A 13,803-nucleotide genomic window follows, 5' to 3' on the forward strand; every position below is an offset into this window, starting at 1 on the left:
GAAATCGAGCGAAAAACCGTTTGCGGTGCTTGTAGGTGGGGGCGTGCGCAGCGGCAAGGGCTTTTGGCCCTGTTTGGAGGGAAAGGGACGCTTGTCATTGGCCCGCCGGAGCGACAAATTAGGGGCTGTCCAAGGAGTTAAGCTGTGGCCCACCACGATCCGATTGGCCTGATCGCGCCGCATGCCGGGCTCGCCCAGCTCAATGAGCGTTCGCGCGACATTTTTCGTCAAATCGTCGAGAGTTATCTCGCGACCGGCGAACCGGTCGGCTCGCGCAACATCTCGCGCCTGATCGCGGTGCCGCTGTCTCCGGCCTCGGTCCGCAACGTGATGTCGGACCTCGAGCACCTCGGGCTGATCTATGCGCCACATACCTCTGCCGGGCGGCTGCCTACCGAACTCGGCCTGAGGTTCTTCGTCGACGCCCTGATGCAGATCGGCGACCTTACCGAACCGGAACGGGAATCGATCCAGAGCCAACTCGCCTCCGTCGGGCGCGCGCAATCGGTCGAGGCGGCGCTTGGCGAAGCGTTGACGCGGCTCTCCGGCCTCACGAGGGCTGCCGCCGTGGTGCTGACCGCCAAATCCAATTCGCGGCTCAAGCACATCGAGTTCGTCCGGCTCGAGCCGGAACGCGCGCTGGTGGTGCTGGTCGGCGAAGACGGCCAGGTCGAAAACCGCGTGCTGACGCTGCCGCCCGGCGTGCCGTCCTCGGCGCTGACGGAAGCGACAAACTTCCTCAATGCGCGGATTCGCGGCCGGACGCTTGCCGAAGCGCGGCTGGAGCTCGAAACCGCGCTGACGCAGAGCCGCGTCGAACTCGATCAATTGACGCAGAAGGTGATCGCAGCGGGCATCGCGAGTTGGTCCGGTGGCGACAGCGACGACCGGCAATTGATCGTGCGCGGCCATGCCAATTTGCTCGAAGACCTGCACGCGTTGGAGGATCTGGAACGCGTCAAGTCGCTGTTTGACGATCTCGAGACCAAGCGCGGCGTGATCGATCTGTTGGGCCGGGCCGAGCGCGCCGAGGGTGTGCGGATTTTCATCGGATCCGAGAACAAGCTGTTCTCGCTGTCCGGTTCCTCCACCATCATCGCCCCCTATAGCGACGCCGCGGGCCGTATCGTCGGCGTTCTCGGCGTGATCGGGCCGACGCGGCTGAACTATGCGAGGGTGATTCCGACGGTGGACTACGCCGCCCGGATCGTCAGCCGGATGCTGGGCGGCTAATCCGCCCCAAATTGACCCCAATCCGGTGTGGTTGCGCTTGATTTTCGGCCACTAAAGCACGATATCCCGCTCAGCAAATCCCCATCGAACCTGATACGTTTTTTGAGAAGGCAGTCTTATGACCGATCCGAACCGGCCGAGTGATGACGCGGTGAAACCGGCCCAGACCGGCGAGCCCGTGGTCTCAAAACCCTACATCATGCCCGACGATCCCGAGGAAGGATCGAATGAGGCCCTGACCAAGGAGCTGGCCGAGGCGCGCGACAAGATGCTGCGCACGCTGGCGGAAATGGAAAACCTGCGCCAGCGCACCAGGCGCGAGGTGGCTGATTCCAAGATGTACGGCATCACCGGGTTTGCGCGCGACATTCTCGATATCGCCGACAATCTACAGCGCGCGCTCGACGCCATTCCACCCGAGGCGAGGGAGACCGCCGATCCCGGCATCAAGGCCTTCATCGAGGGCGTGGAACTGACCGAGCGCTCACTGCTCAACACGCTGGAGAAGAACGGCGTCAAGAAGTTCGATCCGTCCGGCGAGAAGTTCGATCCCAACTTCCAGCAGGCGATGTACGAAGTGCCCGACCCGTCCGTTCCGTCCGGGACGGTGGTTCAGGTCGTGCAGGCCGGCTTCATGATCGGCGAGCGCGTGCTGCGCCCGGCGCTGGTCGCCGTCTCCAAGGGCGGCGCCAAGGCCGCGCCGACGGCCGACGTCACAAGCTGAGCAGGCTTACCCCTTCAGCGGGTTCTCACTCGTCTTCGGCCAGTAGGTGCCAAAACTCCAGAGATTGCCTTCCGGATCCCGGCGGGCGAAGTCGCGGCTGAGCCGTCATGCCCGAGATAACGACGGGCTACGAACGACGATGATGAGCAGTATGTCTACGCCATGGACTTATGAGGATCTGTCCGCGAGACCGATCACGATGCCAGAGCGATGTTGAGGCATGATATAGTCTACGAAAGCCACTCCACCGGCACACTCAAAGTCTGCGCGAGCTTCGCGATGGTCTCGGGGGTTCCCGTACGGCGCCCACTTTCGAGATCGGACAGATAGCCCTGACCGATGCCTGTTTTGAAATTCAAATGCAGCTGTGTCTCGCCGCGCCAATTGCGAATGGCTTTCAACCGACTATCACCTCGAAGAATCGCAGCACTAACCTCCGGGGGAAGCACGACACCACCAGCAGCCAATTCGGCCTTCCGAACATCGTAGATGGGGACGTCGTCGGCATCCTCGGCCTCGTGATCGGCGCGCTCAAGGAGCGCCTCATATTCGGCCCGGGGCAGCACCACCAACTCTTCGCCGCTGGGCGTCCGAATGATCTGTGGTGCACTCATAGACTCAAGCTCCTCTTGTAAGTCGTCGTGGCCCGGCGGCCGATGGACGAGGTCCTGATCTCCGAATGGGGATATTGCCTAAGCCGCGATATCGTCGGACTTGATGCGCTTGACGCCGGCCTTGGTCATGTCGGCCCAGGCCTTGGCGAGCGAGCCCTGGGTGTCGATACCGCGGCAGGCGTCTTCGATCACATAGGCTTCAAAGCCCGCCTTGCGCGCATCGAGCGCGCTCCATGCCACGCAGAAGTCGGTGGCAAGCCCCGCCAGGAACACCCGCTTCACCTTGCGTGCCTTCAGGTAGGCGGCGAGCCCTGTCGTGGTCTTGCCGTCAGCCTCGGTGAAGGCCGAATAGCTGTCGACGTTCTTGTTGAAGCCCTTGCGGATGACGAGCCCGGCATGCGGGATCGCGAGGTCCTTCGACAGCGACGCGCCTTCGGTGCCCTGCACGCAATGATCCGGCCACAGCACCTGCTTGCCGTAGGGCAGGCTGATCGTTTCGAACGGCTTCTTGCCGGAATGCGTCGACGCGAACGAGACATGGCCCGCGGTGTGCCAGTCCTGCGTCATCACGACATTGGCAAAGCCCTTGGCGATGCGGTTGATGACGGGCACGACTTGCTCGCCGTCCTTGACCGCGAGACTGCCGCCCGGCAGGAAACAGTTCTGCACGTCGATGACGAGCAGCGCAGAGGCGTCGTCAGGCTTGATCGGTGCGGCACGCAGCGCAGTTGGGACCATGGCCGCTATCGACGTCGCGCCCAGACCTTTCAGAGCCCGCCTGCGAGTAACCATGGTGCATCTCCCCGGTTATGAACCCGACAGGGAAAAGCTAGTTCCATTGGTGTACGAACGAAAGCCCGAAGTTTCGGCGCGGATTGCGAATTTGCCGATCAGCCCCGCGGATGAATTCCGTCGCGCACCGCGCGGAAGCGTGGAAAGGCCTGGGTCCAGTCGTTGCGGGGCGAAGAGCCGATGATGCGCATCGAGGTCTGCGAGCCGAACCGCAGCCATTGCACGATGGTGACGGGCGTATTGTCTTTGCCGCTGGTGGCGTCGATCCGTGTTTCGTAGCCGGGCTGGCCGTCGATGCGGACCGGCTCCGACATCGTGATCCTGCCGTCGCGAACGCCGGGAATGGTGGTCGCAATCTGCTGGGCAAAGCGGCCACGATCATCGGGGGACGCCGCCGTCGAGCCGATCAGACCGATGATCATGAAGGGCGCGACTTCGAAGCCGGTCTTTTCGTCGCCATCGGAGAGGATGAGGGCTGCGCCCGGCGCCAGCGTGCGGATGTTCTTGAAGCTCGAGAGCTCGCTGACCTTGAATGGCATCAGCCCGAGCTGCTCCTCGACCGGAATCTCGGTGCGGATCACGGCGGAAGCGAACATCTGGCGCACGGCGTCGTCGGTATAGATCTTGGCGGCGTTTTCCGGCACCTGCACGGCGACATAGCCGGAGAAGGTGGGGCCGGGCAGGATCATCGAATAGCGCCGCACGTTGGCGGCGCCGTCCTTGGCGTTTTCCTTGGCGTTTTCGACGGTGTAGTAGGCGAGCCCGGCCGCAGTCTCGATGCTCTCCGGCTTGATGCCGCCGGTGCCGCCCGGGGCGGCCTTGAAGGCATTGGCGACCTCGCCATAGGCCTCGGCGGGGAGGTCGGCGATCAGAACCTTGACCCCCTGGTCCTCGGTCTCGAAGCCGATGAATGTCCTGGCCTTGTTGAGGCCGACCAGTGGCGTCATGCCCACCCTGGCGCCCGGCGGGAAGACCGGGTCGGCGGCGAACGCGGAAGAGAATACGGTAGAGTTGACGGCAACGATCAGGGCAAACGTAGCGGAGTATCGAAGTAGCTTCATGGAGCATCTACCGGGTTTGCATGGGGCCGTTCAGTGGGGCCGACGATGCAGCTGGGAATCTCTAGTGGAATTTCGGAGCCTTGCGGGCACGACGGGGGTCGTTCCAGTCGGTCCGCTTTTAGCGGTTTTGATGTCCCTGCAACAGGGCGGGGTAGGGGTCCGTTCCACGGTTACGTTCCGATATGTCGGCTTTTTGCAGGATTTTGCCCGGCATCCGAGCTCTTTTTGAGGCGCTTCCAGCGGCCAAATACCGCGTCCCTTCAGAGCCCCGCGCAGGTGGGATGCTGCCGCTTCGCTGTGCAACGCTCCGGCATGCGAGCAAGCGGCGGCCTTGGACGAGCGGCCTTGCCGATTTCTTAACACCGCTTGAGGCGTCGGGGCCGGCCCGCCCCGGGCTGACACAATCTTTCAAACATCAGCCTTTTCAGGCCTTAAGGTTGCGTTCGGTCCTTGCAGGCCCGACCCCCCCTCCTATATGAGGCTCACCGTCGCAATATCGCGAGTAATTGATCGTTGGGGGTTCGGTTAGGTGCGCCGTCCAGGGCCCAGCCAACCTGCCGCAACAAGAAGGATATGAGGACCATGGGAAAGGTCATTGGGATCGATCTCGGCACCACGAATTCGTGCGTCGCCGTAATGGATGGCAAGACTGCAAGAGTCATCGAGAACGCGGAAGGCATGCGCACGACGCCTTCGATCGTTGCCGTCACCGATGACGGCGAGCGCCTCGTCGGCCAGCCCGCCAAGCGCCAGGCGGTGACCAATCCCGAGCGGACGTTCTTTGCGGTGAAGCGCCTGATTGGCCGCCGCTATGACGACCCGATGGTCGAGAAGGACAAGAAGCTCGTTCCCTACAAGATCGTCAAGGCATCGAACGGCGACGCTTGGGTCGAAGCCGACGGCAAGAGCTACTCGCCCTCGCAGGTTTCCGCTTTCATCCTGCAGAAGATGAAAGAGACCGCGGAAGCCCATCTCGGCCAGAAGGTCGAGCAGGCCGTCATCACCGTGCCCGCCTATTTCAACGACGCACAGCGTCAGGCCACCAAGGACGCCGGCAAGATCGCCGGTCTCGAAGTGCTGCGCATCATCAACGAGCCGACGGCGGCAGCGCTCGCCTACGGTCTCGACAAGACGAAGGCAGGCACCATCGCCGTGTACGACCTCGGCGGCGGCACCTTCGATATCTCGATCCTGGAGATCGGCGATGGCGTGTTCGAGGTGAAGTCCACCAACGGCGACACCTTCCTCGGCGGTGAAGATTTCGACATGCGCCTCGTCAGCTACCTCGCGGACGAGTTCCAGAAGGAGCAGGGCATCAACCTGCGTAGCGACAAGCTGGCCTTGCAGCGCCTGAAGGAGGCCGCCGAAAAGGCCAAGATCGAGTTGTCCTCGACCACGCAGACCGAAATCAACCTGCCGTTCATCACGGCGGACCAGACCGGGCCGAAGCATCTGACGATGAAGCTGACGCGCGCCAAGTTCGAGGCCCTCGTCGACGATCTCGTCCAGAAGACCATCGAGCCCTGCCGCAAGGCGCTGAAGGATGCGGGCCTCACCGCCGCCGAAATCGGCGAAGTGGTGCTGGTCGGCGGCATGACCCGCATGCCGAAGGTCCAGGAGGTCGTGAAGCAGTTGTTCGGCAAGGAGCCGCACAAGGGCGTCAACCCGGACGAAGTCGTCGCCATCGGCGCGGCCATTCAGGCCGGCGTGCTGCAGGGTGACGTCAAGGACGTGCTGCTGCTCGACGTGACGCCGCTGTCGCTCGGCATCGAGACGCTGGGTGGCGTGTTCACCCGCATCATCGACCGCAACACCACGATCCCGACCAAGAAGAGCCAGGTGTTCTCGACCGCCGAGGACAACCAGAACGCGGTCACCATCCGCGTCTTCCAGGGCGAGCGCGAGATGGCGGCCGACAACAAGGTGCTCGGCCAGTTCGACCTGATGGGCATTCCGCCGGCGCCGCGCGGCATGCCGCAGATCGAGGTGACGTTCGACATCGACGCCAACGGCATCGTCAACGTCTCGGCCAAGGACAAGGCGACCGGCAAGGAGCAGCAGATCCGGATTCAGGCATCCGGCGGCCTGTCGGAAGCCGACATCCAGAAGATGGTCAAGGACGCCGAGGCCAATGCGGCCGAGGACAAGAAGCGCCGCGAGGCGGTCGACGCCAAGAACCATGCCGACGCGCTGGTGCATTCCACCGAGAAGGCGCTGGCCGAGCACGGTGCGAAGGTCGCGGAAAGCGAGCGCCGCGCCATCGAGGACGCCGTCAGCGATTTGAAGGAAGCGCTGAAGGGCGACGATGCCGAGGCCATCAAGGCCAAGACCAACACGCTGGCGCAGGCTTCCATGAAGCTCGGCGAAGCCATGTACAAGCAGCAGGCCGAGGCGGACGCCAAGAAGGATGCCGCCAAGGATGACGTGGTCGACGCGGAGTTCACCGAGGTCGACGACGACAAGAGCAACAAGAAGTCGGCGTAAGCGGGCTTTGGATCATGACCCTCATCCAAAAGAGCGCGCCGCTTGCGTTCGAGGTGGGGGTCATTTTTCGTTAAGCTGAAGGCTGCATCTTTGAGCGCGCCTTCGGCGTGAAGTTCGGGCGGGTCTGACTGATGTCCACCAAGCGCTGTTACTACGAAACCCTGGAAGTCGATCGGAACGCGGACGAGTCCAAGCTCAAGTCGGCCTTCCGCAAGCTGGCGATGAAATGGCATCCGGACAAGAATCCGGGCGATGCCACCAGCGAAGTGAAGTTCAAGGAAATCAACGAAGCCTACGAGGTCCTCAAGGACGGCGAGAAGCGCGCCGCCTATGACCGCTACGGCCATGCCGCGTTCGAGCAGGGCATGGGCGGCGGCGGTCCCGGCTTCGGCGCCGGCTTTGCCTCGTCCTTCTCCGACATTTTCGAAGACCTATTCGGCATGGCCGGGCAGCGCGGCCGCGGTGGCGGACGCGAGCGCGGCGCCGATTTGCGCTACAATATGGAAATCACGCTGGAGGAAGCCTTTCTGGGCAAGACCGCGCAGATCGAGATTCCGGTCTCGGTCACCTGCGAGTCCTGCTCGGGCACCGGCGCCAAGGCCGGCACCAAGCCGAAGACCTGCGCGACTTGCGGCGGCGCGGGCCGGGTGCGGCAGGCGCAGGGCTTCTTCACGCTGGAGCGGACCTGCCCCGGCTGTCAGGGCCGCGGCCAGATGATCGAGGACGCCTGTCCGAACTGCGCAGGGTCGGGACGGGTGACGCGCGACCGGACCTTGTCGGTCAACATCCCGCAGGGCGTCGAGGACGGCACCCGCATCCGCCTGGCCGGCGAAGGCGAGGCCGGCGTCCGCGGTGGGCCGCCCGGCGACCTCTACATTTTTCTGTCGCTGGCTACCCACGAGTTCTTCCAGCGCGACGGCGCCGATCTGCATTGCCGGGTTCCGATCTCGATGGTTGCGGCAGCGCTTGGCGGCGAATTCGAGGTCCCGACTATCGACAAGGGCAAGACCAAGGTGAAAGTGCCGCCTGGGACGCAGTCCGGCCGCCGTTTCCGCATTGCATCAAAAGGCATGCCGGTGCTTCGATCCCGCCAGACCGGCGACATGTACGTGCAGGTCATGGTCGAAACGCCGCAGAATCTGACCAAGAAGCAGCAGGAACTGCTCGCCGAGTTCGAAAAATTGTCGTCCGGCGCCACCCAGCCGGAAGCGGCCGGCTTCTTCACCAAGGTCAAGGACTTCTTCGGCAACCGCGCGGGCTCCTGACCTGCGCGCACGCGAGCTGTGCGAAGCGCAGTTCTCGTCCCGCAGTCATGATTCATTCAGCTTGCACAGGGTCTTATCGCCCAGATCGCGGGCACTTTGGCGGGCCCAGCGCGTTACCGTTTGGCTTGACCATATCGCCGTCGACCTATACGTGTTTATGACCGTTTTCTGACATTCCCGCTCGTTAGCGGGTCCCGCCTGGTAGCGACATGCCTTTGCAATCGTCCGTGCGTGCGTTGAAGAAGCCTCTCCGTCTGGACGATGAGGTTCGCTTTCTTCGTTCATGGATTGAAAAGCCGCTGCACATGGGCGCGGTGATGCCGTCGAGCAAGTTGCTCGCCCGGACCATGGCGCAATATGTCGACGTCGACTCCGAAGGACCGGTGATCGAACTCGGACCTGGGACCGGCGCAATCACCAATGCGCTGATCGAGCACGGCGTCGACCAGAAGCGGCTGGTGCTGGTCGAGTACAATCCCGGCTTCTGCGCGCTGCTGCGCGACCGCTATCCGCAGGCCAAGGTGGTGCAGGGCGACGCCTATGCGCTGCGTGAATCGCTTGGCGAGGTACTGGATGCGCCGGCTTCGGCTGTGATCTCCGGCCTGCCGCTCGTGACCAAACCGATGCTGACGCGCCTGAAACTGATCCGCGACGCCTTCATGGCGCTCGCGCCGGGCGCGCCCTTCGTGCAGTTCACCTATTCGGTCGCGCCGCCGATCCCGAAATCGCTGCCGGGCGTGTCCACAGAAGCCTCCGAGCGGATCTGGATGAACCTTCCGCCCGCGCGGGTCTGGGTGTATCGCAAGGGCTGATACGCCCGCGCGCTATCGCGCGGGTCCGCCCTGAACGCGATTTCTAAGATATGTCCGCACTGAAAATCCTCGTGATCCCGGGATCGCTGCGATCAGGCTCGCTCAATGCGAGGCTGGCGGCGGTTGCCGCGCATGCGCTGGCGCAGCAAGGCGCCGAAATCACCCGGATCTCGCTGTCAGACTTTCCGCTGCCGATCTATGACGGCGACCTGCAGGCGAAGTCCGGCGTGCCGAAGCACGCGGTCAATCTGAAGCGGATGATGGCGGCCCATCATGGCGTGCTGATCGTGACGCCGGAGTACAATTCCTCGGTGCCCGCGCTGGTGAAAAACACCATCGACTGGGTGAGCCGGGTGCAGGACGCGCACGAGACCCGCGGGCAGGTGTTTCGCGAGCGGGTGTTTGCGATCGCGTCTGCTTCCGGCGGGCGGCTCGGCGGCTCCCGCGCGCTGGCGGCGCTGCGGCTGATCCTGTCGGCCTGCCATGCGACCGTGATACCGAACCAGCTCGCGCTTTCGTTCGCCGCCGACGCCTATGACGAGATGGACCGGCTGAAGAATTCCACGGATGCCGAGGCGCTGAAAGCGCTGGTGCGGCAGTTGATCGACGTTTCCCAACGCATGATGTGAGGTGACATGCAGCCAGCCGATATCGCGCCGAAGGACCGCCTGATCGTCGCGCTTGACCTGCCCGGGGTGGCCGAGGCGGAAGCGATGATTGCGCGGCTCGGCGACAGCGTGAGTTTTTACAAGATCGGCTATCAACTCGGCTATGCCGGCGGCTTGCCGCTGGCGCAGCAATTGGCGAAATCCGGCAAGAAGGTTTTCGTCGATCTCAAGCTGCACGACATCGGCAATACGGTGGCGCGCGGCGTCGAGAGCGTGGCAAAACTCGGCGCGACCTTCCTCACCGTGCATGCCTATCCGCAGACCATGAAGGCCGCGGTCGAAGCGCGCCAAGGTTCTGGCCTGAAGATTCTCGCCGTCACCGTGCTGACGTCGTATGACGATGGCGACCTGCACGCCGCGGGCTATCGGCTCAACGTTTCCGATCTGGTGGAGGCGCGCGCGCAGCAGGCGCAGGTGCTCGGCGTTGACGGCCTCGTCAGCTCGCCGGAAGAGGCGGCGGCGCTGCGCAAGATCGTCGGCCATCAGATGACCCTGGTGACACCAGGCATCCGCCCGGCGGGGGCCGCGACCGGCGACCAGAAGCGCATCATGACGCCGGCGCGTGCGATCGCCGCCGGCGCAGACTATCTTGTGGTCGGGCGACCCATTACGGAAGCCGCCGATCCGAAGGCGGCGGCGGATGCCATTCAGTTGGAAATCAAGCAGGCGTTGGCATAGTCAAACCGGTGCAACAAGAAACGGGAGAATGAGATGGCCAAGGGATACTGGATCGGTCGCGTCGATGTCAGCAATGAGGAGGGCTACAAGCCCTACATGGCGGCCAACCCGGCGATCTTCCAGAAATTCGGCGGGCGCTTCATCGTGCGCGGCGGCAAGTTCACCGCCGTCGAGGGCCAAAGCCGCTCGCGAAACGTGGTGATCGAGTTCGACAGCTACGACGCCGCGCTGGCCTGCTACAATTCGCCGGAATACCAGGCCAACATCAAGGTGCGACAGCCGCACTCGATCGCGGATCTCATTGTCATCGAGGGCTACGACGCCCCGCAGCCCTGAGGGGCTGGCCGAAGACGGCTGACCCCTGACGGGAAGTTGCCGTTATCGCCTGGCCCGGCTATACCCGCTCAGAGGTAAAGCCATGGCCGATATGCGATTGATCGTTGCGGGGGCCGGCGGCCGGATGGGCCGCGCGCTGGTGCGGGTCATTTCAGAGACCCCCGGCGCGGTGCTGACCGGTGCGCTGGAAGCGCCCGGCTCGGAACTCTTGGGCAAGGATGCCGGCGTGCTCGCCGGCCTACCGGAGAATGGGATCAAACTCTCGGCCGATCTGTGGTCCTTGTCGGCCAATGCCGACGGCATTCTCGATTTCACCGTGCCTGCGGCGACCATTGCCAATGTTGCGATCGCTGCTCAGCGCGGCCTGGTCCACATTGTCGGAACCACCGGGCTGTCGGTGTCCGACATGGCTGTGATCAAGAGCGTTACGTCCCGCGCCGTGGTGGTGCAATCAGGTAATATGAGCCTCGGCGTCAATTTGCTCGCCGCGCTGGTCAAGCGCGTCGCGCAGTCGCTGGACGAAAGCTTCGATATCGAAATCGTCGAAATGCATCACAGGGCGAAGATCGACGCGCCGTCGGGCACGGCCTTGCTGCTCGGTGAGGCCGCCGCCGCCGGCCGCGGCGTCGACCTGCATGCGCGTTCGGCGCGCGGCCGCGACGGGCTTACCGGCGCGCGACCGCCGGGCGACATCGGTTTTGCCGCGTTGCGCGGCGGCACCGTTGTTGGCGATCATAGCGTGATCTTCGCGGGCCCCATGGAGCGCATCGAACTGAGCCATCGTGCGGAAGACCGCACGATGTTCGCGCAGGGCGCCGTCAAGGCTGCGCTATGGGCGCACGGCAGGAAGCCCGGCTTCTATACGATGACCGACGTGCTGGGGCTCGCCGACTTCTAGAATCGAACAACGGAAAATCCTTTCAATGAGCGAACGTCTTCTTGTGCTCGTGCGTCACGGGCAGAGCGAATGGAATTTGAAGAACCTGTTCACGGGCTGGAAAGATCCAGACCTCTCCGAACAGGGCGTTACGGAGGCCAAGGAAGCCGGCCGCAAATTAAAGGCGCAAGGGCTGACGTTCGACGTTGCCTTCACCTCGGACCTGACGCGCGCCCAGCATACGCTGAAGCTGATGCTCGCCGAGATCGGGCAGACCGGATTGCCGACGACGAAGAACCTCGCGCTCAACGAACGCGATTACGGCGATCTCTCCGGGCTCAACAAGGATGACGCCCGCAAGAAATGGGGCGAGGACCAGGTGCTGGTCTGGCGCCGCTCCTACGACGTGCCGCCGCCCGGCGGCGAGAGCCTGAAGGACACGCTGGCGCGTGCGCTGCCCTATTACGTGCAGGAGATTTTGCCCGGCGTGCTGCGAGGACAGCGCACGCTGGTCGCCGCCCACGGCAATTCGTTGCGCGCGCTGATCATGGTGCTGGAGAAGCTGACGCCCGAGCAGATTCTGAAACGCGAGCTCGCAACCGGCGTGCCGGTGATCTACCGGCTCAATGCGGATTCGACGGTAGCAACGAAAGTTGATCTGGCGGCGTGAATTCAGTTCGTGGCGAGTAGGGTGGGCAAAGGCGCGTCAGCGCCGTGCCCACCATCTTTTCGCATCATCGGCCTGAAATGGTGGGCACGCTTTCCGCTTTGCCCACCCTACGCAGTCAGTGCAATCCCACCTGTCCGGCTTCCCAGCCCAGCATCGCCTGCTTGCGCGTGATGCCCCAGTGATAGCCGGTCAGCGCGCCGCCCTTGCCGAGCGCGCGATGGCAGGGCACCACGAACGATACCGGATTGCGGCCGACCGCGGCGCCGACGGCGCGCGACGCCTTCGGGCTTTTGATCTTGTTGGCGATGTCGGAATAGCAGACCGCGCGGCCCATCGGGATCTTCAACAGTGTCTCCCACACCCGCACCTCGAAATCGGTGCCGATCAAGACCACGCGGAGCGGCTGGTCCGGCCGCCATAGCCGCGTATCGAAGATGCGCTGCGCAAGGTCGACCGTGCCGTCGTGGTCTTCGACATAGGTCGCGTTTGGCCAGCGCCGCTTCATGTCGGCGAACGACACTTGTTCCTCGCCGGGATCGGCGAAGGCAAGCCCCGCCAGCCCGCGGTCGCTGGCGATCACGATCGCCGTGCCAAACGGGGAGGCGTGGAATCCGTAGCGCAGCGTCATACCCGCGCCGCCGTTCTTCCATTCGCCCGGCGACATCGCTTCATGGGTGACGAACAGATCGTGCAGCCGGCCCGGGCCAGAGAGGCCGGAGTCGAGCGCGGCATCGAGCACGCTGGCGGAATCGCGCAGCAAGCCCTTCGCATGATCCAGGGTGAGCGCCTGCATAAAAGCCTTTGGCGTCAGTCCGGCCCAGCGGCGGAACAGATGGTGCAGCTCATCCGGCGTCACGGCGGCGGCGTCCGCCATCGCCTCGATGGTCGGCTGCGTGCGCCAGTGCTCGGAGATGAAAGCGATGGCGCGCCGCACTGAGTCGTAGTCGCGCATCGCGGCGCCCTGGTGGCCCGGCTTGGCCAGGCGCTGGTCGTGTATCGCTGATATCATCATGGGGTCTGATTTAGGGCTCATGCGCGGTCCAAACCACCCGATTTCCGACAACCTTCAAACGATTGGGTTGTAGGTGATGCCGCGCTTGGCGGTTTGCAACGCAGCCAGTAAGGCTTTGGCAAAGCTTGCCTTTTCGTCTGGTCCGAGAAAATGACCGATCGAGACCCGGCGGCCGCGGGAAACCAGATAGAGGTGCTCGATGCCGAATTCGGGGTCGCCGGTCTGCTCAAGCTGCACCCAGAGCGGATTGAACGACCATTCGATCAGACGGCCGCGATGGCTGACCCGCCGCACGCGCAATTCCGATGGCGTCACCACGATATCCTCGGTGGCGTCGGCGCTGCGAAAATTGATCCGGAACGCCCAGTAGATCACCAGCACGTCGAGGCCGAAAAACCCCAAAACCGGCCAGGCGCCCATCAAACAGAACGCGACGCCGGCGATAAAGCTCACCGCGCCGATGAACGTCATCAGCACCAAAAAGCCGGTGCGGTTGAGCGAGCGATGCGGCGTCACCCGCGCCGAAAACAGCGTCGGCTGGTCAAGCGGGGGATCAAAGTCGTTGCCTGCGGTCATC

Annotated in this window: 15 protein-coding genes; 10 read left to right on the forward strand and 5 right to left on the reverse strand. The window is 63.7% G+C overall.

Annotated elements, in window-relative coordinates; genetic code table 11:
* Nucleotides 1-144: 144 nt before the first annotated feature.
* Both hrcA and grpE read left to right on the forward strand, forming a co-directional pair.
* The gene (hrcA, locus tag V1293_RS23730; RefSeq protein ID WP_334512692.1) at nucleotides 145-1,233 is read left to right on the forward strand and encodes a heat-inducible transcriptional repressor HrcA; all 1,089 of its coding nucleotides are present in this window, start codon (nucleotides 145-147) and stop codon (nucleotides 1,231-1,233) included.
* A gap of 118 nt (nucleotides 1,234-1,351) precedes the next feature.
* Nucleotides 1,352-1,957, forward strand: a complete 606-nt coding sequence (gene grpE / locus V1293_RS23735; protein WP_334512694.1) for a nucleotide exchange factor GrpE — start codon at nucleotides 1,352-1,354, stop codon at nucleotides 1,955-1,957.
* A 230-nt stretch (nucleotides 1,958-2,187) separates the two neighbouring features.
* Here grpE and V1293_RS23740 read toward each other — a convergent pair whose 3' ends face one another.
* The 3 genes from V1293_RS23740 to V1293_RS23750 form a co-directional block, all read right to left on the reverse strand.
* Nucleotides 2,188-2,571 carry a helix-turn-helix domain-containing protein gene (locus V1293_RS23740; protein WP_334512696.1) on the reverse strand — a complete coding sequence of 128 codons (384 nt, stop codon included), beginning with the start codon at nucleotides 2,569-2,571 and terminating at the stop codon, nucleotides 2,188-2,190.
* 78 nt (nucleotides 2,572-2,649) lie between these two features.
* Nucleotides 2,650-3,363: a bifunctional nicotinamidase/pyrazinamidase gene (pncA, locus tag V1293_RS23745; RefSeq protein ID WP_334512698.1), complete on the reverse strand. Its 714-nt coding sequence runs from the start codon at nucleotides 3,361-3,363 to the stop codon at nucleotides 2,650-2,652.
* 98 nt (nucleotides 3,364-3,461) lie between these two features.
* Nucleotides 3,462-4,424 (reverse strand): hypothetical protein, encoded by a 963-nt coding sequence (locus tag V1293_RS23750; protein ID WP_334512700.1) that lies wholly within the window; start codon nucleotides 4,422-4,424, stop codon nucleotides 3,462-3,464.
* Between the two features lie 582 nt (nucleotides 4,425-5,006).
* On the opposite strand from V1293_RS23750, the gene dnaK reads away from it, so the two are divergent.
* The 8 genes from dnaK (at nucleotide 5,007) to V1293_RS23790 (ending at nucleotide 12,214) form a co-directional block, all read left to right on the forward strand.
* Nucleotides 5,007-6,908, forward strand: coding sequence for a molecular chaperone DnaK (gene dnaK, locus V1293_RS23755; RefSeq protein ID WP_334512702.1), 1,902 nt, complete (start codon nucleotides 5,007-5,009; stop codon nucleotides 6,906-6,908).
* Nucleotides 6,909-7,039: 131 nt separating this feature from the next.
* The gene (gene dnaJ / locus V1293_RS23760) at nucleotides 7,040-8,173 is read left to right on the forward strand and encodes a molecular chaperone DnaJ (protein ID WP_334512703.1); all 1,134 of its coding nucleotides are present in this window, start codon (nucleotides 7,040-7,042) and stop codon (nucleotides 8,171-8,173) included.
* Nucleotides 8,174-8,382: 209 nt separating this feature from the next.
* Nucleotides 8,383-8,985 (forward strand): class I SAM-dependent methyltransferase, encoded by a 603-nt coding sequence (locus tag V1293_RS23765; protein ID WP_334512704.1) that lies wholly within the window; start codon nucleotides 8,383-8,385, stop codon nucleotides 8,983-8,985.
* Between the two features lie 50 nt (nucleotides 8,986-9,035).
* Entirely contained in the window at nucleotides 9,036-9,614 is a 579-nt protein-coding gene (locus V1293_RS23770; RefSeq protein WP_334512706.1) for an NADPH-dependent FMN reductase, read from the forward strand.
* A 6-nt stretch (nucleotides 9,615-9,620) separates the two neighbouring features.
* Nucleotides 9,621-10,331: an orotidine-5'-phosphate decarboxylase gene (pyrF, locus tag V1293_RS23775; protein ID WP_334512708.1), complete on the forward strand. Its 711-nt coding sequence runs from the start codon at nucleotides 9,621-9,623 to the stop codon at nucleotides 10,329-10,331.
* A gap of 33 nt (nucleotides 10,332-10,364) precedes the next feature.
* Nucleotides 10,365-10,667, forward strand: coding sequence for a DUF1330 domain-containing protein (locus V1293_RS23780; RefSeq protein WP_334512710.1), 303 nt, complete (start codon nucleotides 10,365-10,367; stop codon nucleotides 10,665-10,667).
* An 82-nt stretch (nucleotides 10,668-10,749) separates the two neighbouring features.
* On the forward strand, nucleotides 10,750-11,565 hold the full coding sequence (dapB, locus tag V1293_RS23785) for a 4-hydroxy-tetrahydrodipicolinate reductase (RefSeq protein ID WP_334512712.1): 816 nt from the start codon (nucleotides 10,750-10,752) through the stop codon (nucleotides 11,563-11,565).
* A gap of 25 nt (nucleotides 11,566-11,590) precedes the next feature.
* Nucleotides 11,591-12,214 carry a 2,3-bisphosphoglycerate-dependent phosphoglycerate mutase gene (locus V1293_RS23790; protein ID WP_334512714.1) on the forward strand — a complete coding sequence of 208 codons (624 nt, stop codon included), beginning with the start codon at nucleotides 11,591-11,593 and terminating at the stop codon, nucleotides 12,212-12,214.
* A 115-nt stretch (nucleotides 12,215-12,329) separates the two neighbouring features.
* On the opposite strand, the gene V1293_RS23795 is transcribed toward V1293_RS23790, so the two are convergent.
* Entirely contained in the window at nucleotides 12,330-13,226 is an 897-nt protein-coding gene (locus tag V1293_RS23795) for a bifunctional helix-turn-helix domain-containing protein/methylated-DNA--[protein]-cysteine S-methyltransferase (RefSeq protein ID WP_334516873.1), read from the reverse strand.
* A 54-nt stretch (nucleotides 13,227-13,280) separates the two neighbouring features.
* Nucleotides 13,281-13,802, reverse strand: a complete 522-nt coding sequence (locus tag V1293_RS23800) for a DUF2244 domain-containing protein (protein WP_334512716.1) — start codon at nucleotides 13,800-13,802, stop codon at nucleotides 13,281-13,283.
* Nucleotide 13,803: the final 1 nt, after the last annotated feature.

The organism is Bradyrhizobium sp. AZCC 1693, from assembly GCF_036924745.1.
Taxonomy (GTDB): domain Bacteria; phylum Pseudomonadota; class Alphaproteobacteria; order Rhizobiales; family Xanthobacteraceae; genus Bradyrhizobium.